Raw genomic sequence first — 20,968 nt, 5'->3', positions numbered from 1 at the left:
TTATCCTTTCAGAGTTAGGAAGCTTCGTAGTCGATGATGACTGGCGTTCGCCAATCCGCGTCTTGAGGGAAGCCCTCTTGAATGTTCGGCGGCGCGATGATGACTATCTCACCGTCGATTATCGGTATGCGCCGTCCCATAGGGTAGTGAACCGCTATCTCATCGGCCTTCATGTTTCCGTCTTTGCTCTTCTTGCCCTGCTCGGTGACAACGGTCGCGACGATCCGGCCTTTGTTGATGGTCGCTTGCCCTTCGAGGGTGTCGTCTCGACTGGACACACGCACAATCTCGAACCTGAGATAGGGCTTTGTCCCATCGAAAGAGACGTTCGGAATTGCGACCTTCCACGTCCCCGCGGCCGCAACAAAATCAGTTGCGAGGGTCAACTCGATATTCGTCTGGTTCATTTTTTCAGCCTTGCTGCGTTGGCCGTCACGAACTGCGGCCACTGCGCCACAGCCGAGCCCAGGAAGTGCGCGCCAGACTGTTCGTACGTTCTGCCCAAGCTGTCGGTCCCGGAGAACCCAAGCTCGATCCTTCGGGCATAGGGAGCCGTCCACGCGAACTGCGCGATATCGCCTATTTCCATCTGACTGAGCGTGACAACGTAACTGCTGGCATCTGGGGCGCCGATGGTGCCATTCAACCCGCTGGCCAGACTGTTCCGAAGGTTTCCGGTGTCGACCGGTATCCTTCCGCCCTTGGCGCGGGGAAGCTGCGCAGCGTCAACAACATCCTGCACGGACTCGGCAAACACGTCCCGCATCTGCATCTTGGTCATGTTGGCGAACTGCCGGACCGATGCAGAGAGGGTTTGCTTCACCATTACCTGATGTACCTTATCCTGATCCGTTCAAAGCAACGGCATCTGATGGTCTGCTTTGCCGGCGCTCCAAGCGAGGTGTCGCCGGGGAACATCATCCGAGAACCGTCAGGAGCGACGAATGGCGCCGACAGACCGATTACCTTCTGGCCTTCCATCGCCATATGATCCGGCCGCGTGCGCTTATCGCCGGTCGCGTCCCACGACCGTTCGATCTGGTCTTCAGATACCGTCCCGCTTTCGAGAAGTTGCTGGTATCCCTCATGCCGTCCTGCACGAAGCGCGGTCAGCGTCTCTGTTTCTGCGATCAGGTCAGCACGAAAGCGCAAGGCGCGAGACTTGTGATCCGCCATCAGCGTGGCGATCAATTCGGCCTTTGTGACCTTGACCGTGCGCCGCTTGTTGTAAGACTCAAGCGCCGCGTCCCAGCCATTCCGCCGCACAGCCTCAACGAGAGCCGTATAGCGCTTGTCGCGCAGCTTCATGCCGAGATAGTCAGAAAGCCCCTCACGGTCTCCTGTGAGCAGCGCATTGCGTATCTTGAGCGTCGTTTGTGCTTGGGCTGGTGTGAGGCCAATCAACCCATTCTCGCGAAGGCCAGTGACTTTGCTTTTCCGACCGACCAGATCAAGCGCGATGGCCTGCGGCGTCCTATTCTGCGAAATGCCTTCCACGATGGTCTCGCGAACGGCCTGCCTCACTCCTTCGGTAATGGAGGTGATGAGGTTTGCGACATGTGATCTTGCCCACAGGCCGGCGCGGTCATGTCTTCCATTGAAGCCAAAAACCGCTGAACCGCCCGAAAAGGGTCTGGTATCTTCGGGAGTGCAGCCAGCGCCGCCACTCCTCCCCTGTAGTAGGCGTCAGATAGAGCCCGGTCCAATGGCTGGAAGAATACCGGATCGACGCGTAGCGCCGCGATAGCGGCCTCTATGTTGCCGTTCTGGACATGGCCGATCACCGTTTGCAACTGTGCTTGCGAGGTGATCCGGCCAATGGCGTCAAGAAACGCCTTACGGACCTCGGGCTCCATCGCATCGAGGATGGCCTGAACTTCTGATGGAAAAGCCATTAGGCCCTCTAGCTCTTGATGATGGTGTACTTAATCGGTCAAACCGCCCGGTGACAACGGTTCATAATCTCTGCCTTGTCGTTTTGTCGCCGCGTTTTCTTCGAGATGGCCTTCACCTCATGGCGCTTGCCGCGCTTGTCGCCATTCTTTGCGCCATTGTGCTCTGTTTTCATGCCTCATCCCATCAACCAGCCACCAGCGGCCCAGCCAAGCCTTGCGGCGCATGCAATAAGGAAGCCGATGATCACGCCGCGCACGAGAATGCGGGCTGCGATCGATGGCGGCACGTTGTCGTTCAATGGTTATTCCTTGAGGGCCGCCTTGATGGCGTCTTGGTACGATTCTTCGCCGGAGCCGAACGAAAAGTTCGCCGCCTCTTTCATCTGTGGAGTGGGATCGCTCATGGCTGTCAAAGCTGCTCGCGCGATGATCCTGTAGCTTTCTAGTTCGTCAAGTTCAGCATCAAGAAAGCGGTCTTTGCCGGGGTTCTCACGCTCAAATCGGGCGCCAGCTTCCGGATCGATGTAGAGATTGACCGGCATATCGAACTTGTCAGTTTCGGCCTTGATGGCCTTTGCCACCCTGTCGATCATCGTTTCAGCCACTGGTCACTCCTTTAGCGCCGCATCGATCATCCTCGGCCAAACATCGGCAGAGGTTTCATCGATCCAAATGTAGGTCGCAGAGTTACCTGCATCCTCCATCGCCTCTGTAGGCTCGCGCATCGCGTTGATAGCCGCACGAGCCTCTGGCAGATACTCATGCCACGCGAACTCCTGCGGCTCGGTTTCCTTGCTGTAGTTTGAGGATGAGAACGGCCTGTCAGGGTCGAGCCCGGAGGCAACGCAGATTGCCCTAGCCACTCGTTCAATCATCGTCTCTGTCATCGCCTTACCCTTATCGCCTGCCCTGAACCTCGTAATAGACCACAATACCGGCCGGTGACAGCGGCTTCAGGTTCTCGATGGCGTACACTTCGCCAGCCGCAACGACCTTGTCGCTCTCTGCCAGCGCGATGCTAAGCCCAGCAGTCGAAACGTAGATCAGCTTGTCCGTCTTGCGGATCAGCGTGCCGTCTAACTTGGCGTCGTCATATTCCAGCGTGACCAGCGTGCACGGATAATCAGTCTCGGTGATCTCGGGGTCGTAGTCTGGGCCGGTCTTGACCATGCGGCGGATGGCGCCAGGCATTCCGAACTTGGCGATCAGCCTTTCAGCCGTGGCCCTTGCGCGGGCGTAGTCGAAGGTTGCCATTCAGCACCCCACAGACCAGATACCGATATAGGGCAAGTCTTCGTCCTTGAGGAACGGCGCCAGCATCCCATCGACAATGGAAATCAACGGGGTGATCGAGGTAGCCGTGCCGTCGCTCTGGGCGTTGGCATACTGAACCTCAAGCGACCCGACCTTTTCACGCACAACAGCGCCTGACGCCGAGCCGACCACGCTGAGGCTGCCGGGGTTCGTCGCTTCCTGCCATGCCGCCTGATATGAGGCGTTTATGACGGCGATCGGCACCACATCGGAAGGCAAAAGCTTGCCATTCACGATAGCGCCTTCACGCGGCCATTGGCGTTCCTGCGTGGCGTCTACAACGGAACCGACAAACCGAGAGCCATACACCGCATCGATGTACTGGCTCCCACGGTTGCGGAGAACGGCAGGCGCTGGCGCATCGGCGGGGAGAACATACCCGTTATCGGATAGCCACGCCGTGAAACCGCCGTCATCACCATAGCCTGCCATGTCTCGTTACTCCGTTTTCAGGTTCGCGACGTGCGCGGCCTTGTCTTCGTCGGACAGGGCATTGAAGATTTCCGCGTCATCCTTGCGGAGAGACTTCACTTCCTTGCCGTCGGCGTCATAGATGGCCCACCAGCCGCCGCCCTTGTCCTTGGCCTGGAATGGAGCCTTGGCTTCAGCGGGATTGATGATGGCCGTCTTCGCGCCGCCCTTGTCCTTGGCCTTGTCTTCGCCGGCGCCGTCGCCTTCGAGGATGTCATAACGACCAGCCCAGCCCTGCGGCTCTTCCTTCAGGTCAAGCACGGCGCCGACTTCCATTTCCTTGCCGTCTTTGCCGTAAATGCCGGTGGAGCTGAGACCAGCCGGCGCTTTCAAACGAATCTTCATTGGTTCGGCCTCCTTACAGCCGTTGATGATGGTGGCCCCGCCCGAAGGCGAGGCTCATGATCAGGTGGACGTGCTGTAGAAGACGCCGCTCTTGCCGTTGTAATCGGCCCGGATTTCGAGGCCCATCGCACCCATCTTGAGGAACTGATAGTTCGCCGTCGGGTAAAGACGGGGCATCGCCGTGGTGTTCACCGCCATGCCGACCAGCGGGCGGATGAACTCAGCCGAAGGAACGAACCCGAAGAACTCGTTGCCCGAGAGCTTGAAGGTAACTTCGATCTTGTTGATGCGACGATTGGTGAGCAGATACTGCAGCAGCGAGCCGCCCTTGAAGCCGGCCGAGCCGGAGTAGGAGCGGTCGAGGTTGCGACCGATCTCGGGCGAGACGTAAATGTTCACCTTGCCCGTGATCAGATTGGCATCGAGCATCGCACCCAGCGTCTGGGTGAAGAAGTTGTCGATGGCATCCGATGTGGTGGCAGTCGACGTCAGGTCGATATTCGCACCGGACGCGCCGATGTTGATCGCCTTCGCCAGCGGGTTGCTGCGGATGCCCGTGCCGGAATAGCCCTGGAAGACGATGGAGGTATCGCCGTTGAGGACATAATCGGCCTGATCCTTCTTGATCTTGGCGTTTGCCGCTTCTTCGTCATCTGCGATGGCGTCGAAGTTTTCCGACTGGAGCGTATTCCACTCGCGCCATTCACGGCCGTAACCGTCCTGAAAGATCGGGATCGGCGTGCCGCGGAAGGCATAGACCACCTTGTCCATCGGAACCGGCACCTGCCCCGACATGGAGCGGATGACCGGGTTGGAGGAATCGGAGGCCACGCGGGTCATGCTGACGAGCTTGCCGATATTGATCGGGCGAGCCAGAGCCATCAGGTCGCGCATATAGACCTCACCCTCATCGTCGCGCAGAACGCGGCGGGTGATGCTGTCGATATCGATCCACGCATCGCGCGGGAGGATAGCGGCGGCATTCGAGAGCGATGCCATATGCTCTTCCACCTGATGGAAGTGCTCACGGTTCATGGAAACGTCAGCCCACCATTCCGCATGCGGTCGGGAGTTGGCGACGAGCTGTTCGTCAAAGTAGCGCATGTCGACTTCTCCTTATGCCTGGACCGTGCCGGGCTGAGCCTTGCGGGCTCGCACCAGCTGGTCTGCGCCAGACGTGTTGTTGTAGGCCTCTTCGGCCACCATCTTGACGTTCTGACCAGTCGTCGCGAGGACGAACTTGCCAGAGCCGTTGGTAGTCAGGTTGGCCCCGCGGGTGACGTTGGTGCCGGTCGGGACGCGGACGTTGAAGAACTGCTCATCGAGCGGTTCCATGCCGACGATACGGTCATTGGCGAGCGTTGCGTCATCGACACCTTTCATCGCGAGGTAGTTATCCTGCGCGATGTAGATTTTGCCGGCAGCGTTTGCGCCGGCCTGGGCGAAGCTGGAACCAGATTCCACGAGGGCCGTGCCAGGGAGGATTGCAGCAGCGCAGATGCGCTCCTGAACCTGCGGCAGAACCTCGGAAACAGGACCGGCATAGATCTTGTTGTAGCGAGCCATCGTTTACTCTCCCTTCGGAAGCTTGAAGGCAGGCTTGTCATCGCCATTGCCCTTGAATGCCGAGTTGAGGCCGGTTGCCTTGCCGACTTCAGCCTTTGACGCCAGTTCCTTGAGCGCATTCAGCGTCAGTTCCTTGGCAACGGGTTCGGTGAGCAGGTTCGCCTTCACGACCTTCTCGACCAGTTCAGCCTTTTCGGCGTCATCCTTGGCTTTCTGGTTGGCCACCAGATCGGCCTGTGCGTCGAGTACGGGCTTCAATGCCGCCGTCACCGCATTTCCGATCGTGTCGCCGATCTTGGCCATGCCTTCCGAGAGGGTCTTGACCTCATCGGAAAGCGCCTTGAACTGCTCATCAGAGACAGACATTTCGTCTTCCTTTCGATTGGTTGAGGATTCCCGCTCGGAAAAGCCTAGGGCTTCCAGTATCGCGGCTTTCATTCGATCCAGAACGCCAGCCTTTTGCCGACGGTCCAGAGCACGGGCGAGATGTTCCACTGCCCAATCCAGGTCACGATCCGCGTCTTCGACGGCAGAGTTGATGACCTCGATTTCTTCTTGCTCGCCTTTGGAGTTGACCATCATGCCGACGCCATCAGCAGGCGTGGCCGCACCATCCTCATCAAGAAGGATAGCGTCATGGTCGAACTCGATCTCGCGAGCGATATTCTTGTACGGCACATCGCCGTTTGCAGCCTCAAGGAGAGCAAAGAGGCCCGTCGAGGTATGAACAGGCTCGCCTTTCTCGATCGCGTTCAGGACACGCTTACCGCCTTCCGAGCGACTTGCCGTCTCCACGTCGATCACCTTGTCGAGAAACACCCGACCGTTCTCCCGGCGCAGGTTCTCATTCCATGCGCCGATCCAGCCGAGATTGATGCCTTCAGGGTCTTTCGCGGAAACAAACTTGCCGTTGATGGTCGGGTGACCTAGCGGCGCCGGCGTGCGCTCGAGACCGGCGAAACTCTTCTCGATCTCGTCGGCGGGATACATGATGCCGTTCATCACGATGTTGTCCGGCAGCGTGGCGCTGGGCACGATAACTACGTCACGGCCGTTTCGCTTTTCTTTCCGAATGGCCGTTGTATTGGCAACCGAGCGAATGTTGATGCGAACTGTTTTACCCATCACAGCAGCCCCACTATATTGGAGGCAGTCGTGCCGGTCGCCCGAACTCTGCTTGGGCGGACAGGAAGCAAAGTCCCGTCAGCGACGTTCATAAGCGTCACATTCCCAGATGCCATTGCCAGGGCGATATTGCCGCCCGTTCCCACCCAGATAGCGCGCGGGACGTCGGTAAGGTCGACGGTATCGCTGGGCGCGATCGAAAACGCATCGGTGGCGCTGTCAAGCGAACCACGCGACGGAAACTGGTTCCGCGGAGCCATGACTATTCCTCTTGTGTTGGGGCCGGCTTTCCGAGCGCGGCTTGCGTCTCGTCGTCGGCCTCGTCGCGATATTTTTCTGCGTCGGTCAACGGTTCGTAACCGACGGCGGCGCGGATTTCGTCATCCGTGAAGACGTAGGTCTGATTGCCCATCTTCTGGTTGGTGTCCGCCATCTTGTTGGCGCGGTCCACCTTCTCGGACATCGAGCTTTCGGTAAGATCCGCCTGATCGAGAAACCAGTCCTTCTCCGGCAAGATGCCCCATGTCACCAGTCTGGTGACAAACTCCATGACGTTCGGGTGTGTGATATTCACCCGGCGTGCCATGTTGGTCTGGTTCCATTCGTCTGCGTCCTCAGTCGAGGCGCGCTCCCCTGTCTGCATTCCCACCAGTATTTTCACCGGCATGGTTACAGAGGCTGCGAACGATTGAAGCGGTGCCGCAAAGAAATGTTCCGGGCTGGGCAGCGTGACACCGAGCGTCTTCGCCTGCATACCCTGCAGCATCAGCATCTGGTCGAAGCCCTTCTGGAAGTCCTCCACCTGCTCGTTCATCTTGTCGGCAATGTCCTGAACCGTCACGCCCATCGCCTTGGCCATTTCCGCGATACGCACATCGGCCGGCATTTCCAGCACCGGTGCGCTCTTGGCGTTCTTCCAGAACCCCTCACCGCCTGCGCCCTTGATCTTCTCAAGGTCGATCAGATCGTTATAACCCGGCTCCAGCAGTGAGCGACCGTTCACCGTGCCATCATCAGACCAGATCAATACCCGGTCAGGATGAATGCGAAGGCTGCGCTTGTTCGGGTTCTCGTCGGCTACATTCGCCTCGTTGAACTCGTACATCGTCGGCTCGCCATAGGTTTCCGACGTCGTGTCCGTATTCCAATCGGAAACCTTCAACTGTCCAGCCCATACAGGATCGATGCGATAGAGACCTTTGAGCCCACCTCCGACCCGATCGACAGGTTTGTCAAAGCCCTTCCCGTCGCGGAGCCTCAGAATAACCCCTGAGTAGCCGCCCACCATCGACTTGCGGTCCGCCTCAGCCAGCTTGGCCCACAGGCGCATGGAAGCGAATTTGAGACGGATTTCCTTCTCAAGCTTCGTTTCCTTGCTCTTGCCCTTCTGTGAGCCGTCACGCTCCTGTTCAAGCAGGTATGGCGTGTCCTGCCATGTCTTGAGCGCGGTCTTGTCTACTGCTGCCGTCGCGATGCCGTTGCGGCGGTACATCCGGTAGAGCAGATCGAACGTGATGGCGTCGGGATAACCGAAATCCTTGTTGTAATCGTGCTTCTGACCTGGAAAGAATCCGGGGAACATAGCGCCCAGCTGGCGCACTGCTCGGTTCGCCAGCGTCACAACATTGTTCATCGGTGCCTCTTATCGGTGACGTGATGTCAGGAACATGGCGACCTGCGCCGTTGGCTGCACCAGTTCATTGAATGCTCGGGACGATGCGTCCACGATGTCTTTCTGCTTACCAGCCGGGAACACTTCGACCTCATCGAGGTAGTCTCCGTTCCACGGACCTTCGAGCATAACCACGTTGCCCGCCTCTGCCTGTGCAGCGAACGGCTCTGCTCTGGTCACCTTGTCTCCGCTTTCAGGCGTAGCGGAGGCGCTGTGACCGGCCAGCATGGCAATCATCTGCTGCGATTGGTCCTTACCTGCCTGCCCTGGGTCTTTTGGTAGGGAGACCCTGCACCCGTCAGAATGCGCAGCGTCATCTTGCTCAGCTGTGTTCTTTATCAGCGCCCTGACTCCAGCAGGGCTAAGTCTATCGGCCACACAGTGGGCGATGACGAACCTGCCATCTGGCATGCGACCGATCTTAACACCTGCCGTTCTTGCGCCATCTCCGCCTTGTGTTGCCGCCAAGTCCCAGCCTCGGACAAACTCCGTCCCCGCCGGGATAGCCTTCACGATGCTGAAGTATGCCCGCTTGAACATGCCACCACCGCGTGGCGCCGGTCGCTGCTGGTTTTGTCCCGCGTGCCCTACCGAGCCGAGCGATATCTTATCGCGCTCCACCACTTCACGAGAGAAGCGCTTGGTGAATAGAAGCTCGCCCTCTTCCGTCCGAATATCTTGAGAGTAAACCGCTTTCCGTTCCGACTTTTCGACATACTCTCTCCGGTTCTCGGGGATGTCGTCGCCTTCGAAGTACCAGACCTGCTTTCCAGCGTCGTACCGGCCCAAGCGCGGCTTCTCGTCATGGAATGAAGGCTTCACCACAGTGTAACAGCGCCGCTCTGGCTCGAATTCCATGGGGAGCATCAGGTGCTCGTACCCAAGGTTCTTTGACAGTGCTACGCCGGTCGTGTCTTCTTCGTGCAGGCGCTGCATGACAATGACAATAGCCGAAGTCTCAGGGTCGCTCAGACGAGACGGCACAGCCTCTAGAAAGGTTTCCTTTGCTGTGATCCTGTCAGCGTCAGATTTTGCCATGTCGACGGATAGAGGGTCATCAATGATCACCCGGTCACCGCGCTCGCCAGTCAGAGACTGGAAAGACATGGCCGCTCTGAACCCAGCCAGATCATTCTCAAACTTGAGCGTCGAGTTCTGATCCGGCATGAGGCTGAACTGGCTACCCCACCTATCCCTGAACCACTGCGACTGCACCAGGCGCCGAGCCTTGATGTTGTCTCGCTTGGCCAGACCTTCCTTATAGGCCGTCGCAATCGTGCGAAGCCAAGGCTTGTTCAGCGGCCCCCACTCCCACGCCGGCCAGAACACACCGACGGTCAGAGACTTCATCGTGCCGGGCGGAACGTTGATGATGAGGCGGCTTAGCCCGCCATCAGTGATCGACTTCAGATGATCCGATATTGCGTCGATGTGCCAGCCGTGGACGAATGCCCTACCCGGCTCCAGTACATGCCAGCCACCGCGGATGAAGGATGCAAGGGAGACGCCAGCCTGCGCCGCCTCTTCTTCAATCCTCTTGTTCGCTTCCCTCGCCTGTCTCTCCGCCCGGATCGCCTGCAGCGATAAGCCCGAGCTTCTGGAGAACTGGATATGCTGTTTCGAGAGCGGCAAGTTCATCGTCGTTCAGCGCTTCCAGTTGCTTTGCCGTTATGTTGATGACCTGCAGAGTCCCACTAAGGTGCCGCTTCTCTACCCCCAAACCAAAGAGCTTCGCCTTGCCCATTGTGGCGCTCACAGCCGCGCTCGACTGCTTCTCGGCTAGGGCAATAGCGCGAGCCTCTTCAAGCTCCTGTGCGAGGCTGTCTACGGTGATCTCGACCTTCTTGACGGCCTTGGACTGCAGTTCGGTCACGCGTGTTGAAATGTGTTCCTCACGTGCTAAAGCGGCCGCGTTGTGCCTGTTCTGCTTGAACCCGGCTTCGACGTGCGCCTTCTCTGCCGACAGACCCTTGGCGAGACCTTGCGCCATCCTCTCGTGCCTTGGGTTTTTCAGAACTGGCATGATGCCTCTTTACCTTACACACCCGCGCCGGATTATCGTCTCACCCGCAGTCTTTCGCTTGCCGCTCTGGTCGACCACCTGCCATTGAATGACGACTGGCGCTCGATCCACGATGCACGGGCGGTTCGGTCGGATCGCGATGGCTTCCGCTTCCGCCGGTCTATCGAGCCTCGGCAGATATGCGACCTGCTTTGCGTCAGACGGCCGCCACAGCGCAAAGAGAACAACAGCAGCCAGTAGACCAAGATTGACGATCCAGCGCATCAGCGGGCTCCTGTGGGCGAATACGGTCAATGTCTGGATACGACCACGAAGCCGTTTGTCATTGCGACCTGGCGAAGCGTCATTTCTGGACCGATCGCGAGTGGCTCGCCCTCATCGTCAAACAGTGCTGACCTGATATCGCCGTTGTCGTTTATCTTGCCGATGTATGCCGCGTTGGTTGGTTCAAGGAACCGGGTGCAAGCTTGCTCGCGGGCGTCGTCGGTGTCATGGCTATTGCACCCTACCCGGCCGCCGTGCTTTTCTGGATGCCGGCCACGCTACCGTGGCTTGATCGTCCGTTCATCTGCCTACCGAGGAGGTCTCGCCCCCTTGATCGGAATTAGGCTGGTGAATTCAAGATGAATTGCCCATCCGAGACCCGGGCCTACGATCACACCTTGATGCGCTTCTGCGTTTCAGCGCCGCCTCGCATTCCGTTGCCCTGTTGGGCGAATTACACCTTTGCGCCAAGGCTCCTGTTTCGTTCAGAATGCCGCGCCCGGATATCCCGGTGATCGATGTATCTCTTTTCTGGAAGAGCGGTATCGATGAGCGGCTTGCCGTCCGGTGCGATCCAGTGTGTTTCCCTGCGGTCGCGACTTTCGGACGATACCGTTGTTGACGCGATATCTACCTCGTTTTGCGACACGTCGTCCAGCGTCATTGTTAACCGAACCGAATACAATCGGTTGAGATTGTTCGCAATTAGTTGACAAGCCCGCTGAATTTTCCGTTCGAAAGTTCGGCGTACCATGTCGTTTTTCTCAAGATACCGCTCAAGGTAAACACCTTTCCGGCTTTTGATGAAGCCATAATCGTAGACCAGCTTGCGATCTGCTTCATCGAGGTAGGAATTGATCCACGTCCAGGTCTGTTCCATCCGGCTGAGTGCGCCTGCCGAGATGACCCGCCGATAGGATGGTGCCCTGTCGTATTCAGTCGCGATAACGGCGGATACCATCTCGCTGAATGCACCTTGGCTCATCCGTGGCCCAAGTGCCGCAGGAGATGCCAAAAGCGTCTGTGCGGCCTCTATGACCCGATCTCGCACCGCCTCATATGTCCATGCCTGATAGCTCACGCCGCATCTCCTATCATGTCGATTAGATCGCCCTGCACGGGCTGAAAAAACTTGATCCCGATGAGTACGCGCAGCACATGGCTCGTCGGTATTCCGCAGTTCATTGCCCTTGCCTTCCGGCGCAGGCTGCCGAGGTCTATTTTATCAAAGTCGTTCAGTAATGTTGAACGCTTTTCCAGATCAGGGTTCCGAATTATGACCGATGAAACGGCCTTGATCATGTCGGAATACAGCTCGGCCGCATTGTTTCTGTTGCCGGTCATCAGCATGAAGACGAGCTTCAGGTGTTCTTCACCATGCACCGTGCCGATTTCCCTCACAGTGGGCTTGCAGTAGCACTCGAATGGCTTCCGGCTGGTTGGGCTATGCAGATGCCCGTCAAAGAGCTTCACGCCACACTGACGGGCAATCTTATAGATGTCGCATCGGTGGGCGTGGTGCTTCATTGTGCCCTCGCCTCTTGCTGCTTCCTCCACTTTGAGACAAAGCCCTTTTTGACCGTGCCTCGCATGTAAAGGATCGTGGTGTGGTTCTTGCGAGCCAATCGACCGAGGAGAGTTGCTTCCAGACCGGGGAATTGCGCATCCGTGTCGAGAATGATCTGCCGGCTGGTCATAGAGGTTTCCCGGTCACGTTTATCGGACTGGAACCGTTCATATGTCATCCCATAGGCGATGCAGCGGAGTTTAATGAACTTCCGAACCTGATTAGGGTCGCGCTCTGCATCTCGTATAGCGCGCTGGTGGAGAAACCAGGTGTTAACGTGCTCTCGCGGCTCTCGCATTCTCATCAATGCTGTTGGAGGAAGGTGTTTGATGTCACCATCAACCTCGGATGAGTGAACCTCGGTCAGAATGTTGACGATCTTCCCCTTGCCCATCAATCGTTGACGGACAGCCTTGGCTTTCGCTTTCAACTGCTCCTCATAGGAGATTGTCACCATCTGGTTCATGCTGCCTCGCTTTCCGGCTCTGGGCCGTCGATGAACGCGACACGCGGCAAAGTGACCTTGGCACCGGTGAATGTGGTTCTGACCACGCAGCCAGCCTTGAGAGGCGCTGGCGCCGGCGCTTCATCCACCTGTTTGACGATCGGGTCTGCGCGTCGGGTATTCCTCTTGCGGTACGGGAATGTGCCGCGGCGCGTGCTGGTCATGTTCTTGACCGCGCTCCAGGTCATGCCGAGCTTTTCCGCCATGTCGTACATCGTGTAGCCGTCACGCCATAGCGCAGCAGCAGCGGCTATCTGTTCCTTGGTGTATAGGGAGCGGTGGTGGGTCATGCTGCGGCGCTCCGCACCATTTCACGCTCCAGCATATCGCGAGACGTTGCAAAATCCGTGTGAAGGATGCCAAAGCCGCCCTCCTCGCGCCAAGCCTTGATATTGCGCTCAAAGTCATCGATGAGGATGTCACCACGCGAGTGCATGAAGAGAGGCTTATTGCGCCCACCCATGACCGGGAGGATATGGCAGGTGCTGGAAAGGTGTTCCCTCACCCATTCGCGCTTCTGCCGCGCTACGTGGGCGTAATTGGACTTTGGGCACGCCGTCAGGATGATCGGGTTCAGCCAGGATATCCGGTCGAAGAACTCTTTTGCGCCGGGGCACTGCGGCATGTCTCGGAAATACGAAGGGTGGGCATTGATTGTCGCCCACATGTCGTCATCAAGCATCGTACGGTGATCGACACCGAACAGGGCCGGAAAGTGAGCGTCGAAGTCAGCCATGACGCCGTCAAGGTCGAGGTATACGTTTGGTCGCTTCATGCTGCTTGTTCCTTATCCATCCATCTGCCGAAGTGGACACGGCCGTGCGTACACCTCCATCCGTTCTTGCGAAGACAAGCCAAAAGCTTCTTCGCCTCGCTGCGCGTCATGCGGAACGAGTCCCAGCACCAGTTGCCAACCCAATACGACCGGCCAATAACCTTGAAGGTCCGACGATGAATGCGGATGAAGTCTTCGCCGGCGGTGAACTTGATGTCGCCCATGCCGATCGTCTCAAGTTCATTCTCCCCGTAGGAGGCCGCACACACTTTCCCAGCGAAAGAACCGTCGTCGCCATCGTTGCAAGCGAAATGGATAGTGGCGTACTTCTTCATGCCATTTCCCTCCTTTCCACGCTGGTCTCTTTGCCCTTGCGTCGTGCCTTCTCGACAATGGTTCGCTTATTGCTGCCCTTGGCTTTGACGAATGGCTTGAGGTTGAAATGGGCGTCGGCAGTGCTGGTGGCTGGTTCATCGTTGAAATGCTCGCCGCGGATCGGACGGCCGTTCATGAAGCCGACGACGTGAGACAGCAGTTCTGTCAGGGCGGCGGCTCTGGTTGGATAGATCTTCGGCTTGTCGCCCTTGTCCATCACGGGGTTCGGCTTGGCTTCCCGGCATACCCGGATCATGGCTCTATATCCGCCTGGCACTTCTTGAACGTATGCCGCGTACTGGTTGGTCATGCCGACGCCCTTTCATAAATTGCCGCCAAGGCTCTTTCCGTGCGCAAGATGGCTTTCCCTATTGCTTCCGGGATTTGCGGGACGACTGCGTCACCGAACGCTTCAACGATAAGACTTGCTGCAGATGTCCCGCGCGGACCGCCGACTGCAATGCGCGTGCCAGCCAGCCAGGTGGAAAGCCCATCATCCAGCCGTATGTGATTGGTAATGCCGCCGTTCCACGAAGCCCATGGTTCTGAAGAATTTCGGCCAAAGCCATTGCTCCCAGCCACCTCGGATCGTTGTTCTGGAGACGCGCCTTGATGTTCGGGCTGTGCGACGTCATATCTGGCCCGTGGTAGGCCTCCGAAGCCCGAGGAGTCGGTAGGTACGATTCGTGCAACATGTGTCTCACTGTACCGGTCCGTCCTGGCGCTCCGTGACCGCCAGCTTTCATGTCTGAGGCCCGCGGCGTGGAAAGAATCATTCGAAATGGATAAGTCAAACCCGCACCACCCCCGGCTCCATCCTTCATCCCGTCTGAAGCCATCGGCGTCGGCAACTTGCTCTGGATCGCAGCCAATGATCCAACTTCTGGGCCGCTCGTGATTGGCTCCGATGTCCCCAGCACGTACCACGAACGTCCAGCAGGTGTAGCCGAGTGCTTCCAGTGCAGCGAGGACGGCGTCAGCTCCCCGAGTTCGGAGATTAGAGCTGTTTTCAAGAGCGAACCAACGAGGTCGGCCCTCTCCGATGATGCGGATGGCTTCAAAGTAGAGGCCGCTTCTTTCCCCTTCGACGCCTTTGCCTTTTGTGTTGGCGCTGGAGATGTCCTGGCACGGGGGGCTTCCGACGACGATGGGTGGGAAACGTCCGGTATCTCGAATAATTCGATCTGCTGTGAGTGTGCAGACATCGTCATAGATAAGGACATCCGGGTTGTTCTCCTGATAGATTGCGCGGCGCCACGCGACGTTTTCGCAGGCCGCAATGGTTTTGAACCCGGCCCTGTGCATTCCGAGCGACCAGCCACCGGCCGCCGCGCTGAAAAGGTCTAGGACTTCCATCAGAACATCCTCCCCTGATCGTGGGGATTGAGTTCGGTGAACATGGTCTTGCCGCCGTTCCAGCCAACCTCCTTTCGCTGTGGCCAGCGGGTATGGCGGGACAGGGCTAGGATAATTTCTGCCTTGTCTTTCACTTGGCTCATGACGGCTTCCCAATCTCCGTAGTTGATGGAGCCTTCGACCGGCTCAAGCTCCTGCAGGATCGGCTCGGCTCGGAATGGAATGATGACGTGGTTGGCGTCTTTCTCGACGGAACCAAGGATGTCCGCATATTTCGGCCGGCGGTTGATGGCCTGCTCGAAGGTCTTGCGGGTGATGGTGCGGTCCTCGATCGCGAAGGTGTTCTTCTTTAGCTGTGCCGCCGCGAAGATCGGTAGCGAGGCCTTGTTCGCCAGCATCTTGAGCGTGCGTGTGACGAGCGGGCCGAAATCCTGATCGGTGAGCCGCATGTTGCTCTTGTCGCGCTCCACGAGGCCGATATGGTCGACTATAGCCATGCCCCCGGGATGACGGGCGGTGAAGTTGGTGACGGATCGCTCTATCTGTGTCAGCGTCATCGGTTTGTCGCGGATGATTACCCGCTCCTGCCATGTCATGGCGTTGGTCTTGGCGATCATGAGCTTCTCGACTTCGGATTCCGAAACCTTTCCGCGTATCTGGCGCCACGCCTGAATGTCGGTGATGCGGGACAGCGCGCGGTGGGCAAGCTCTTCACCCTGCATTTCCCCGGAATAAACCCAGACCGGGTGGCCGTTCATCGCGGCACCCATGACGATCTGCTCGATGAGCGTTGACTTGCCCTGCTTGGTGCCGCCGCCGATCACGATAAGCTGTCCTGGCATTGCTGGCCCGATCAGGCCCGACAGAGGCGAGAAGCCATAATCGACACCTGTATGCCCATTGCCACGGAAAGCGTTGTTGGTAGCGCTCAGGGCGCGATCGGCCGCATCCGCCAAGGTCAGTTCATCATCCGATTCCAGACCGCGCACGATGCGCTCAAATTGTTCTCTAAGAGCGTCTGCCTGTTCGATGAACGTCAGTTCGTCGCCGCATTGAAAGCCAAGCTCCCCCGCCTGCTCACCAACGGAAATGAGACCGCGGCGCATGGCATCGAATGTGATCGCTTGGGCAAATCCGGGAACGTTGATGATGGAAACGGCCTCGGACGCCATGCGCGCCAGATATTGAGAAGTTGTGAGGTCTCCGATCATGGCGCCGGTATCAACGCCCGCCTTCACCGTCACAGGGTTTGCGCTCTTCCCCAATTCCACAAGGCGCTTTATTTCCCGAAACACAGACTGGTGAAACGGCTCGAAGAAATGCCGATCGTCAAACGAGCTCGGAAGAGCTTCCAGCGCTTCGTTGTTGATCAGCAAGGCTCCGATCAATTGCTGTTCAGCGTCGATGTTCGCCGGTATGGCAGCGAATTCTTGTGGCATGGCGTTCATGCTGCCACCGCCTCTCTGGCGAAGAACCGAGGGCCGCCGACATGCTGGCTATGGAAACGGTGCCATGCTGCATTGTCTTTGCCGGTGAACTTAGAGTCCTCGATCCATTTCACCCGTCCAACGCTGACGATGTGGCTGCACTGGTCGAGGAACGGCAGAGCTTGGCGCGTATGAACCCAATCGGCGTCAAAGAGCAACCACGTCGGCGCGATTGACTGGAAGCGTAGAATCATTGGGTGCAGTATTTCGCGCGTCCATGGCGGGTTAGTGATAATAGCATCGAAGCGGGCAAGCTCCAGACTGTCGTCAGTAAGAGCATCAAAACCGTTCTCGATGTCATCGAAGAAATTGCAGACGAGGCCATAGCTCTCCAGCGCCCTCACAAGCTTTCCTTCTCCGGAGCAAGGCTCTGCAAAGGTCTTGATGCCGCGAAGATGAGGGATGAGCGGAAGGACTGCTGGCGATGGTGTCTGGTACGCGTCGTTTTTCCGACGCTCGAAATCAGATCGCTTGCCCACTATGCGCACCTCCTGGAACAACGAGATTGGAAATCAGTTGAATCGCACCGGGAGGTATCGCGTCATGGACCCGAAACGATGGAACAAGCCGGTTACATTTCAGACCGGCAAGATCGGCCAGTACCGTACGATTGATAGCACCAGCGAGGCCGCATTTACGCTGATGAACCAATGGCCGACGGACAGCGGGGAGAAACTGACCCGCGCGAAGATGATTTGCCTTGCTGTGCTGGAAGGCCGAGAGGAACCCGATAAGGCCCGCAATGCCTTCCTGAAGGCTGCAGAAGAGGCGCATGTGTTTGTTCGCGACAAGTGAGGTCATGCGCCCACTCCCGCGAACAGATCTCCAGACGGAGCGCGCTCGTTGCGCTGCTGCAGGAAGTCTTGGAATGCCGGACGGTACCGGCCCGCATGGATCTCGACGCCGCGCCAGCACACAGCGAGCGCAGCAGCTTCTGCCGCATTGTCTCGGGTGGCCTTCTTCGCCGGCAAGATGATGCCTTCCAGTTCGCACTGCTCAATAGCGGCGCGCTTCCAGTCGTTCTTGCCGTGATTGTCGAGTGGCGGCTTGTAGCCAGCGCCGAAGAACATCTTGCGCCAGGTAGCCGCACTGATCGTTCCCCATGGCTTCCCCCAATTTCCGAGCGTGGCATAGACCGCGCCGTGCAGCATGCAGGAGGATACCGTTGCGGCCGAACCCTTGGGGCTCATCTTGAGCGCGGTTTCGAGAACGATGAAATCCGGCTTCTCGTCCTTGATGAGCTTCGTCACCTTAAGCCCCATCTGATCGGCACAGTATTCGATGGATGCCTTTGCCGGGAATTCCATCACGTCGCAGCGGATCGATGCGAGAGCATTCTTTGTTTCCCAAAGAGCCCAGCCAGCGTGTTTTGAAACGTCGAGACCGAGAACCCTCATGGCGTCACCTCGATCGGCGCCAGGCTGTAATGCGCCTTGTTGCCAGAACCACGACCGATGCTCTTGATCGTCCAGCCGTAAGGCTCGATGGAGTTTTTCAGCTTGTTGACCAGCACCGAGACAACGTGGTCCGCGCGATCTGGGCCGCCGTCGGGGTCGTCACCATAGATGTGCTCGACAATCGCATCCTTGGAAACGAAGCGACCTAGGCGTGAAGCAAGCAGGGAGAAGATGCGTTCGTTATGCCCGCGGGAAATCTTGTCCTTGACCATGTCGACGGGAGCCGCCGTAGCGATGGTGTTTCCGCAGCACGGGCAAGAGAACTGGCTTGTCTGAGGTATGTGGTTCATTGCCATCCTCGTGGAAGAAAGAACCCGGTGCGGGGTCCGCTTTACATTCTCGCACCGGGTTAGTTGGGCCAGCGCTTGGGAGGTCTGCTGGCCGGGGGAACTCAGTTCGTCTGATCGAGCTCGAAGGGATCATCGCCAGTCGCCGGCGCTTCCTCCTTCGACTGCGCCGCAGTGATGCGCGCCATGATGTCGGGAATTTCAGTGTCGTATTCGGCCTTGCCGGCGTCGTAGGATTCGAGCCAGAGCTTGTCGTCAACCGAGCCGCCGTCGTAGCCCGAGACGCGATCGAGGCCAGTCAAACCAGCATGGAAGCCTTTGGCCTGGATCATCTGCTCATTGTCGACACGGTCGATCTGGGCCAGCAAGTCGCCGCCGGACGTCGCCGGGATGTAGCCGAGCCATTCAAGGTTCTCGCGCTCGCTCTTGAGCTTGTCGACCGGCTTCTGGTGATCCTCGGCATTGAAGGATTTGAGGTAGTGGTCGAGCTTCTGCGCCGGGAAGCCGGAAGCCTTGGCGTTCTGCCGGTTCGATGACTTCTCGGCCTGCAGAGCCTTGATCTGGGCCGCGACATCGCGGTCCTTCTTGTGGTAGAAGGCGAAGAGAACGCGGCGCTCGCGTTCAGCCTTTTCGGTGTTGTGTCCTACTGCTGCTGCCATTCTGAATTTTCCTCTCGATCGTCGGATTTTTCCGAAGGTTTCAGGCAAATAAAAACCGGAGACGCCGAAGCGCCGCCGGTCAGTCGAACAATTCAGGAGCGATCCAGCGCGCGAATGAATGCGCGGAAGCCATCGACCAGCGGGCGATAGAAATCCGCCTCAGGTCCAGCCAAGAGGGCGTCCGCTTTGGAAATGAGCTCTTCGATAGTTCTGGCTTCTGCTCGGCCGTATTTGACACCTGCTGCCTCCTCGATGACCCGCAGTTCTTCGGCAGAGATCGACACGCGCGGGTCCGCGTACCAAACATCCTTTGTGCGAGAGACAGACCATCCGAGACGCCTTGCCGCGCGAGTGATCCTGTCCTTGACATTGTGGCCGCTGCCCTTCGGCGCGACGTATCGTTGCAAAGCTGTTGACGCAAAATCGACGCTAGACATTTCGGATTTTCCCAACTGATTTTCGGACATTTTCGATTTTCCCTGTGCGATTAATCCGGTGTCGACAGGGTGATGATTGAAACGAAAGGTTCACTGACCCGCGATTGGCGAAAGCCAGTAGTTGTCACGAGGCGTTCCGCCCGACCGTTCAGCCCGCCAGCCGAAAGGTTCGATTGCCTCGTTGATTTTGATGAAGTCGTTGCAGAGCGACACGAAAGACCAGATCGGTTCGGCCCGCCAAGACAGACCCGCTCTTGCCATAAGATGCTCTGCAGAAATTTGACCCGGATAAACCGCGCATAAGGCTTTGAAGACAGAGCCGGCGCGGGTGTCCGTCGTATGAGTGACCAGTGCCGGGAGTGGATATTGCTTGAGAGCTGCCATCACTTCCGCCCCGAGAAAGCCAGGTGCGCCAGCACCGCCGACACGATGAATGCCGAGAAGAACCATGCCACATAGACGAGGAACTGTTGCTGATCAGCGTGCATGGAGGCGATCATGCCAGCGCCCTCTCAATGAGGAGAACGGCGTCCGCAACGGTTTCAACTTTCTCAGCTTCTTCATCCTCAAGCTGGATGGAAAACTCATCCTCAACAGCCATAAGGATTTCGATGCTGTCCAAGCTGTCCGCATCCAAATCCGCTTCGAGGTTTGACGCCATGGTTATGCTGTCAAGCGGCACTCCCAAGCAGTCAGAAATGATCGTGGCAAACCTGTCGAAAATCATAGTCATTGCTTCCCCTCACGAATTTCGACCGGCCGCTTCTTGCAGCGGTCGCAGAAGTGTTCGATCTGCTCGGCAATCGACAGGACGTGATCGCACTCGTCACAGCGGATTGCTGGGCGATATTCAGCGCGGTGCGATTGTATGGCCGCTTCGAGGCGGGCGGAGGTCATGGTTTCCTCCATCCGAAAGGCTGCTTGCCATTCTCGATCAGCACGGCGTCAACATGCCTGATGAGTTCTTCCCGGCTGATGCGCTTCGGCACGCCCCGGAAGTCTTCCTTGTGCATCGAGTAGAGGCATCGACCGTGATAGGTCAGCTTGAAGCCGTATCGAGCCATGAGGTTTTGAAGAAATCCCCAGTCGCTGGAGAATCCGCGCTCGAATTTCCGAGGCTCGCCGTTCTTGGCAATCCAGTCTTCCTGCATTGCGTTGATCGCGCTGCGGTCGGGGATGAATCGGTTGGGGGATTGGAGTAATGTGTCCATCATGCTGCTACGAGCCTTTCAGCCTTGCGCACCTGCCGAGCCGAAGCCCAAGCGATCTGGCGACCGCAGCCTTCGCACTTAACGCGAGCGGCATGATTGGCTGGCTTGATTTCTGGCGCTTCTTCAAAGGTCGCCGTCTCCCCACCACACCAAAGGCAAGGCTTGAACGCGCCTTTT

38 protein-coding genes are annotated in these 20,968 nt (G+C 57.9%); 1 reads left to right on the top strand and 37 read right to left on the bottom strand.

The features are described from left to right. Nucleotides 1-14 precede the first annotated feature (14 nt). The 29 genes from AC5I5B_RS01995 to AC5I5B_RS01855 form a co-directional block, all read right to left on the bottom strand. Entirely contained in the window at nucleotides 15-407 is a 393-nt protein-coding gene (locus AC5I5B_RS01995) for a phage tail terminator-like protein (protein WP_495752255.1), read from the bottom strand. Further along, nucleotides 404-826, bottom strand: coding sequence for an HK97 gp10 family phage protein (locus AC5I5B_RS01990; protein WP_479817303.1), 423 nt, complete (start codon nucleotides 824-826; stop codon nucleotides 404-406). Before AC5I5B_RS01990 ends, AC5I5B_RS01995 begins: the two co-directional genes overlap by 4 nt. Beyond that, nucleotides 826-1,497 carry a phage minor head protein gene (locus tag AC5I5B_RS01985; protein ID WP_495752254.1) on the bottom strand — a complete coding sequence of 224 codons (672 nt, stop codon included), beginning with the start codon at nucleotides 1,495-1,497 and terminating at the stop codon, nucleotides 826-828. The genes AC5I5B_RS01990 and AC5I5B_RS01985 overlap by 1 nt, the downstream gene beginning before the upstream one ends. Nucleotides 1,498-1,520: 23 nt before the next feature. Then, on the bottom strand, nucleotides 1,521-1,895 hold the full coding sequence (locus AC5I5B_RS01980; protein ID WP_495752253.1) for a hypothetical protein: 375 nt from the start codon (nucleotides 1,893-1,895) through the stop codon (nucleotides 1,521-1,523). A 38-nt stretch (nucleotides 1,896-1,933) separates the two neighbouring features. Beyond that, nucleotides 1,934-2,068: a hypothetical protein gene (locus AC5I5B_RS01975; RefSeq protein WP_495752252.1), complete on the bottom strand. Its 135-nt coding sequence runs from the start codon at nucleotides 2,066-2,068 to the stop codon at nucleotides 1,934-1,936. A gap of 3 nt (nucleotides 2,069-2,071) precedes the next feature. After that, nucleotides 2,072-2,194 (bottom strand): hypothetical protein, encoded by a 123-nt coding sequence (locus tag AC5I5B_RS01970; RefSeq protein WP_495752251.1) that lies wholly within the window; start codon nucleotides 2,192-2,194, stop codon nucleotides 2,072-2,074. 3 nt (nucleotides 2,195-2,197) lie between these two features. Further along, complete coding sequence (locus tag AC5I5B_RS01965; protein ID WP_495752250.1) at nucleotides 2,198-2,500, bottom strand: hypothetical protein; 303 nt, start codon at nucleotides 2,498-2,500, stop codon at nucleotides 2,198-2,200. Between the two features lie 3 nt (nucleotides 2,501-2,503). After that, the gene (locus tag AC5I5B_RS01960) at nucleotides 2,504-2,782 is read right to left on the bottom strand and encodes a hypothetical protein (protein ID WP_495752249.1); all 279 of its coding nucleotides are present in this window, start codon (nucleotides 2,780-2,782) and stop codon (nucleotides 2,504-2,506) included. 10 nt (nucleotides 2,783-2,792) lie between these two features. Beyond that, nucleotides 2,793-3,149, bottom strand: coding sequence for a hypothetical protein (locus AC5I5B_RS01955; protein ID WP_495752248.1), 357 nt, complete (start codon nucleotides 3,147-3,149; stop codon nucleotides 2,793-2,795). Next, nucleotides 3,150-3,641, bottom strand: coding sequence for a DnaT-like ssDNA-binding protein (locus AC5I5B_RS01950; RefSeq protein ID WP_112278227.1), 492 nt, complete (start codon nucleotides 3,639-3,641; stop codon nucleotides 3,150-3,152). 6 nt (nucleotides 3,642-3,647) lie between these two features. Continuing rightward, entirely contained in the window at nucleotides 3,648-4,025 is a 378-nt protein-coding gene (locus AC5I5B_RS01945; RefSeq protein WP_495752247.1) for a hypothetical protein, read from the bottom strand. A 60-nt stretch (nucleotides 4,026-4,085) separates the two neighbouring features. Then, a complete protein-coding gene (locus AC5I5B_RS01940; protein WP_425902518.1) occupies nucleotides 4,086-5,129 on the bottom strand; it encodes a major capsid protein in 1,044 nt (347 codons plus the stop codon). Between the two features lie 12 nt (nucleotides 5,130-5,141). Beyond that, on the bottom strand, nucleotides 5,142-5,591 hold the full coding sequence (locus AC5I5B_RS01935) for a hypothetical protein (protein WP_495752246.1): 450 nt from the start codon (nucleotides 5,589-5,591) through the stop codon (nucleotides 5,142-5,144). Nucleotides 5,592-5,594: 3 nt separating this feature from the next. Continuing rightward, entirely contained in the window at nucleotides 5,595-6,716 is a 1,122-nt protein-coding gene (locus tag AC5I5B_RS01930) for a hypothetical protein (RefSeq protein WP_495752245.1), read from the bottom strand. Then, nucleotides 6,716-6,976 (bottom strand): spike base protein, RCAP_Rcc01079 family, encoded by a 261-nt coding sequence (locus AC5I5B_RS01925; RefSeq protein ID WP_495752244.1) that lies wholly within the window; start codon nucleotides 6,974-6,976, stop codon nucleotides 6,716-6,718. The genes AC5I5B_RS01930 and AC5I5B_RS01925 overlap by 1 nt, the downstream gene beginning before the upstream one ends. A gap of 2 nt (nucleotides 6,977-6,978) precedes the next feature. Next, nucleotides 6,979-8,349, bottom strand: coding sequence for an anti-CBASS protein Acb1 family protein (locus AC5I5B_RS01920; protein ID WP_495752243.1), 1,371 nt, complete (start codon nucleotides 8,347-8,349; stop codon nucleotides 6,979-6,981). Nucleotides 8,350-8,358: 9 nt separating this feature from the next. Next, nucleotides 8,359-10,026 (bottom strand): phage terminase large subunit, encoded by a 1,668-nt coding sequence (gene terL / locus AC5I5B_RS01915; protein ID WP_495752242.1) that lies wholly within the window; start codon nucleotides 10,024-10,026, stop codon nucleotides 8,359-8,361. Then, the gene (locus tag AC5I5B_RS01910; protein ID WP_495752241.1) at nucleotides 9,917-10,411 is read right to left on the bottom strand and encodes a hypothetical protein; all 495 of its coding nucleotides are present in this window, start codon (nucleotides 10,409-10,411) and stop codon (nucleotides 9,917-9,919) included. The genes terL and AC5I5B_RS01910 overlap by 110 nt, the downstream gene beginning before the upstream one ends. 9 nt (nucleotides 10,412-10,420) lie before the next feature. Next, nucleotides 10,421-10,675 (bottom strand): hypothetical protein, encoded by a 255-nt coding sequence (locus AC5I5B_RS01905; protein ID WP_495752240.1) that lies wholly within the window; start codon nucleotides 10,673-10,675, stop codon nucleotides 10,421-10,423. Nucleotides 10,676-11,129: 454 nt separating this feature from the next. Beyond that, the gene (locus AC5I5B_RS01900) at nucleotides 11,130-11,756 is read right to left on the bottom strand and encodes a hypothetical protein (protein ID WP_495752239.1); all 627 of its coding nucleotides are present in this window, start codon (nucleotides 11,754-11,756) and stop codon (nucleotides 11,130-11,132) included. After that, a complete protein-coding gene (locus AC5I5B_RS01895) occupies nucleotides 11,753-12,202 on the bottom strand; it encodes a hypothetical protein (protein ID WP_495752238.1) in 450 nt (149 codons plus the stop codon). Before AC5I5B_RS01895 ends, AC5I5B_RS01900 begins: the two co-directional genes overlap by 4 nt. Continuing rightward, nucleotides 12,199-12,708 carry a hypothetical protein gene (locus AC5I5B_RS01890; protein WP_495752237.1) on the bottom strand — a complete coding sequence of 170 codons (510 nt, stop codon included), beginning with the start codon at nucleotides 12,706-12,708 and terminating at the stop codon, nucleotides 12,199-12,201. The genes AC5I5B_RS01895 and AC5I5B_RS01890 overlap by 4 nt, the downstream gene beginning before the upstream one ends. Further along, nucleotides 12,705-13,037: a GcrA cell cycle regulator gene (locus AC5I5B_RS01885; RefSeq protein WP_495752236.1), complete on the bottom strand. Its 333-nt coding sequence runs from the start codon at nucleotides 13,035-13,037 to the stop codon at nucleotides 12,705-12,707. The genes AC5I5B_RS01890 and AC5I5B_RS01885 overlap by 4 nt, the downstream gene beginning before the upstream one ends. Next, on the bottom strand, nucleotides 13,034-13,483 hold the full coding sequence (locus tag AC5I5B_RS01880) for a 5' nucleotidase, NT5C type (protein WP_495752235.1): 450 nt from the start codon (nucleotides 13,481-13,483) through the stop codon (nucleotides 13,034-13,036). The genes AC5I5B_RS01885 and AC5I5B_RS01880 overlap by 4 nt, the downstream gene beginning before the upstream one ends. Before the next feature lie 35 nt (nucleotides 13,484-13,518). Beyond that, nucleotides 13,519-13,857, bottom strand: coding sequence for a hypothetical protein (locus tag AC5I5B_RS01875; protein WP_495752234.1), 339 nt, complete (start codon nucleotides 13,855-13,857; stop codon nucleotides 13,519-13,521). Then, nucleotides 13,854-14,207 (bottom strand): hypothetical protein, encoded by a 354-nt coding sequence (locus AC5I5B_RS01870; RefSeq protein ID WP_495752233.1) that lies wholly within the window; start codon nucleotides 14,205-14,207, stop codon nucleotides 13,854-13,856. Before AC5I5B_RS01870 ends, AC5I5B_RS01875 begins: the two co-directional genes overlap by 4 nt. Beyond that, nucleotides 14,204-15,253: a DNA cytosine methyltransferase gene (locus tag AC5I5B_RS01865; RefSeq protein WP_495752232.1), complete on the bottom strand. Its 1,050-nt coding sequence runs from the start codon at nucleotides 15,251-15,253 to the stop codon at nucleotides 14,204-14,206. The genes AC5I5B_RS01870 and AC5I5B_RS01865 overlap by 4 nt, the downstream gene beginning before the upstream one ends. Continuing rightward, on the bottom strand, nucleotides 15,253-16,692 hold the full coding sequence (locus AC5I5B_RS01860) for a DnaB-like helicase C-terminal domain-containing protein (protein ID WP_495752231.1): 1,440 nt from the start codon (nucleotides 16,690-16,692) through the stop codon (nucleotides 15,253-15,255). Before AC5I5B_RS01860 ends, AC5I5B_RS01865 begins: the two co-directional genes overlap by 1 nt. 5 nt (nucleotides 16,693-16,697) lie before the next feature. Then, nucleotides 16,698-17,219, bottom strand: coding sequence for a hypothetical protein (locus AC5I5B_RS01855; RefSeq protein ID WP_495752230.1), 522 nt, complete (start codon nucleotides 17,217-17,219; stop codon nucleotides 16,698-16,700). 64 nt (nucleotides 17,220-17,283) lie between these two features. Here AC5I5B_RS01855 and AC5I5B_RS01850 point away from each other — a divergent pair, with 64 nt between their 5' ends. Continuing rightward, on the top strand, nucleotides 17,284-17,535 hold the full coding sequence (locus tag AC5I5B_RS01850; protein ID WP_262512228.1) for a DUF982 domain-containing protein: 252 nt from the start codon (nucleotides 17,284-17,286) through the stop codon (nucleotides 17,533-17,535). A 2-nt stretch (nucleotides 17,536-17,537) separates the two neighbouring features. On the opposite strand, the gene AC5I5B_RS01845 is transcribed toward AC5I5B_RS01850, so the two are convergent. From AC5I5B_RS01845 to AC5I5B_RS01810, 8 genes are all read right to left on the bottom strand, one after another. Beyond that, nucleotides 17,538-18,137 (bottom strand): hypothetical protein, encoded by a 600-nt coding sequence (locus AC5I5B_RS01845; RefSeq protein ID WP_111791173.1) that lies wholly within the window; start codon nucleotides 18,135-18,137, stop codon nucleotides 17,538-17,540. Beyond that, nucleotides 18,134-18,487 carry a winged helix-turn-helix domain-containing protein gene (locus AC5I5B_RS01840; RefSeq protein ID WP_495752229.1) on the bottom strand — a complete coding sequence of 118 codons (354 nt, stop codon included), beginning with the start codon at nucleotides 18,485-18,487 and terminating at the stop codon, nucleotides 18,134-18,136. Before AC5I5B_RS01840 ends, AC5I5B_RS01845 begins: the two co-directional genes overlap by 4 nt. 101 nt (nucleotides 18,488-18,588) lie before the next feature. Beyond that, entirely contained in the window at nucleotides 18,589-19,143 is a 555-nt protein-coding gene (locus AC5I5B_RS01835) for a hypothetical protein (protein ID WP_495752228.1), read from the bottom strand. A 92-nt stretch (nucleotides 19,144-19,235) separates the two neighbouring features. Beyond that, nucleotides 19,236-19,610: a hypothetical protein gene (locus tag AC5I5B_RS01830; RefSeq protein WP_495752227.1), complete on the bottom strand. Its 375-nt coding sequence runs from the start codon at nucleotides 19,608-19,610 to the stop codon at nucleotides 19,236-19,238. A 60-nt stretch (nucleotides 19,611-19,670) separates the two neighbouring features. After that, nucleotides 19,671-19,964 (bottom strand): hypothetical protein, encoded by a 294-nt coding sequence (locus AC5I5B_RS01825; protein WP_495752226.1) that lies wholly within the window; start codon nucleotides 19,962-19,964, stop codon nucleotides 19,671-19,673. Nucleotides 19,965-20,076: 112 nt separating this feature from the next. Beyond that, the gene (gene acpP, locus AC5I5B_RS01820) at nucleotides 20,077-20,313 is read right to left on the bottom strand and encodes an acyl carrier protein (RefSeq protein ID WP_495752225.1); all 237 of its coding nucleotides are present in this window, start codon (nucleotides 20,311-20,313) and stop codon (nucleotides 20,077-20,079) included. Further along, entirely contained in the window at nucleotides 20,310-20,477 is a 168-nt protein-coding gene (locus AC5I5B_RS01815) for a hypothetical protein (RefSeq protein WP_495752224.1), read from the bottom strand. The genes acpP and AC5I5B_RS01815 overlap by 4 nt, the downstream gene beginning before the upstream one ends. After that, a complete protein-coding gene (locus tag AC5I5B_RS01810) occupies nucleotides 20,474-20,794 on the bottom strand; it encodes a hypothetical protein (RefSeq protein ID WP_495752223.1) in 321 nt (106 codons plus the stop codon). Before AC5I5B_RS01810 ends, AC5I5B_RS01815 begins: the two co-directional genes overlap by 4 nt. Nucleotides 20,795-20,968: the final 174 nt, after the last annotated feature.

The organism is Agrobacterium sp. (genome assembly GCF_059499945.1).
The sequence above is the reverse complement of the archived record's forward strand: the minus strand, read 5'-3'. Positions and strand labels throughout refer to the sequence as shown.

Excerpts from the sequence above, each read along its gene's own strand:
- AC5I5B_RS01995 (WP_495752255.1), bottom strand. The coding sequence starts at position 407 with ATGAACCAGACGAATATCGAGTTGACCCTCGCAACTGATTTTGTTGCG.
- AC5I5B_RS01990 (WP_479817303.1), bottom strand. The coding sequence starts at position 826 with ATGGTGAAGCAAACCCTCTCTGCATCGGTCCGGCAGTTCGCCAACATG.
- AC5I5B_RS01980 (WP_495752253.1), bottom strand. The coding sequence starts at position 1,895 with ATGGCTTTTCCATCAGAAGTTCAGGCCATCCTCGATGCGATGGAGCCC.
- AC5I5B_RS01975 (WP_495752252.1), bottom strand. The coding sequence starts at position 2,068 with ATGAAAACAGAGCACAATGGCGCAAAGAATGGCGACAAGCGCGGCAAG.
- AC5I5B_RS01960 (WP_495752249.1), bottom strand. The coding sequence starts at position 2,782 with ATGACAGAGACGATGATTGAACGAGTGGCTAGGGCAATCTGCGTTGCC.
- AC5I5B_RS01955 (WP_495752248.1), bottom strand. The coding sequence starts at position 3,149 with ATGGCAACCTTCGACTACGCCCGCGCAAGGGCCACGGCTGAAAGGCTG.
- AC5I5B_RS01950 (WP_112278227.1), bottom strand. The coding sequence starts at position 3,641 with ATGGCAGGCTATGGTGATGACGGCGGTTTCACGGCGTGGCTATCCGAT.
- AC5I5B_RS01945 (WP_495752247.1), bottom strand. The coding sequence starts at position 4,025 with ATGAAGATTCGTTTGAAAGCGCCGGCTGGTCTCAGCTCCACCGGCATT.
- AC5I5B_RS01940 (WP_425902518.1), bottom strand. The coding sequence starts at position 5,129 with ATGCGCTACTTTGACGAACAGCTCGTCGCCAACTCCCGACCGCATGCG.
- AC5I5B_RS01935 (WP_495752246.1), bottom strand. The coding sequence starts at position 5,591 with ATGGCTCGCTACAACAAGATCTATGCCGGTCCTGTTTCCGAGGTTCTG.
- AC5I5B_RS01930 (WP_495752245.1), bottom strand. The coding sequence starts at position 6,716 with ATGGGTAAAACAGTTCGCATCAACATTCGCTCGGTTGCCAATACAACG.
- AC5I5B_RS01925 (WP_495752244.1), bottom strand. The coding sequence starts at position 6,976 with ATGGCTCCGCGGAACCAGTTTCCGTCGCGTGGTTCGCTTGACAGCGCC.
- AC5I5B_RS01920 (WP_495752243.1), bottom strand. The coding sequence starts at position 8,349 with ATGAACAATGTTGTGACGCTGGCGAACCGAGCAGTGCGCCAGCTGGGC.
- terL (WP_495752242.1), bottom strand. The coding sequence starts at position 10,026 with ATGAACTTGCCGCTCTCGAAACAGCATATCCAGTTCTCCAGAAGCTCG.
- AC5I5B_RS01910 (WP_495752241.1), bottom strand. The coding sequence starts at position 10,411 with ATGCCAGTTCTGAAAAACCCAAGGCACGAGAGGATGGCGCAAGGTCTC.
- AC5I5B_RS01905 (WP_495752240.1), bottom strand. The coding sequence starts at position 10,675 with ATGCGCTGGATCGTCAATCTTGGTCTACTGGCTGCTGTTGTTCTCTTT.
- AC5I5B_RS01895 (WP_495752238.1), bottom strand. The coding sequence starts at position 12,202 with ATGAAGCACCACGCCCACCGATGCGACATCTATAAGATTGCCCGTCAG.
- AC5I5B_RS01890 (WP_495752237.1), bottom strand. The coding sequence starts at position 12,708 with ATGAACCAGATGGTGACAATCTCCTATGAGGAGCAGTTGAAAGCGAAA.
- AC5I5B_RS01885 (WP_495752236.1), bottom strand. The coding sequence starts at position 13,037 with ATGACCCACCACCGCTCCCTATACACCAAGGAACAGATAGCCGCTGCT.
- AC5I5B_RS01880 (WP_495752235.1), bottom strand. The coding sequence starts at position 13,483 with ATGGCTGACTTCGACGCTCACTTTCCGGCCCTGTTCGGTGTCGATCAC.
- AC5I5B_RS01875 (WP_495752234.1), bottom strand. The coding sequence starts at position 13,857 with ATGAAGAAGTACGCCACTATCCATTTCGCTTGCAACGATGGCGACGAC.
- AC5I5B_RS01870 (WP_495752233.1), bottom strand. The coding sequence starts at position 14,207 with ATGACCAACCAGTACGCGGCATACGTTCAAGAAGTGCCAGGCGGATAT.
- AC5I5B_RS01865 (WP_495752232.1), bottom strand. The coding sequence starts at position 15,253 with ATGGAAGTCCTAGACCTTTTCAGCGCGGCGGCCGGTGGCTGGTCGCTC.
- AC5I5B_RS01860 (WP_495752231.1), bottom strand. The coding sequence starts at position 16,692 with ATGCCACAAGAATTCGCTGCCATACCGGCGAACATCGACGCTGAACAG.
- AC5I5B_RS01850 (WP_262512228.1), top strand. The coding sequence starts at position 17,284 with ATGGACCCGAAACGATGGAACAAGCCGGTTACATTTCAGACCGGCAAG.
- AC5I5B_RS01845 (WP_111791173.1), bottom strand. The coding sequence starts at position 18,137 with ATGAGGGTTCTCGGTCTCGACGTTTCAAAACACGCTGGCTGGGCTCTT.
- AC5I5B_RS01840 (WP_495752229.1), bottom strand. The coding sequence starts at position 18,487 with ATGAACCACATACCTCAGACAAGCCAGTTCTCTTGCCCGTGCTGCGGA.
- AC5I5B_RS01835 (WP_495752228.1), bottom strand. The coding sequence starts at position 19,143 with ATGGCAGCAGCAGTAGGACACAACACCGAAAAGGCTGAACGCGAGCGC.
- AC5I5B_RS01830 (WP_495752227.1), bottom strand. The coding sequence starts at position 19,610 with ATGTCCGAAAATCAGTTGGGAAAATCCGAAATGTCTAGCGTCGATTTT.
- AC5I5B_RS01825 (WP_495752226.1), bottom strand. The coding sequence starts at position 19,964 with ATGGCAGCTCTCAAGCAATATCCACTCCCGGCACTGGTCACTCATACG.
- acpP (WP_495752225.1), bottom strand. The coding sequence starts at position 20,313 with ATGACTATGATTTTCGACAGGTTTGCCACGATCATTTCTGACTGCTTG.
- AC5I5B_RS01815 (WP_495752224.1), bottom strand. The coding sequence starts at position 20,477 with ATGACCTCCGCCCGCCTCGAAGCGGCCATACAATCGCACCGCGCTGAA.
- AC5I5B_RS01810 (WP_495752223.1), bottom strand. The coding sequence starts at position 20,794 with ATGATGGACACATTACTCCAATCCCCCAACCGATTCATCCCCGACCGC.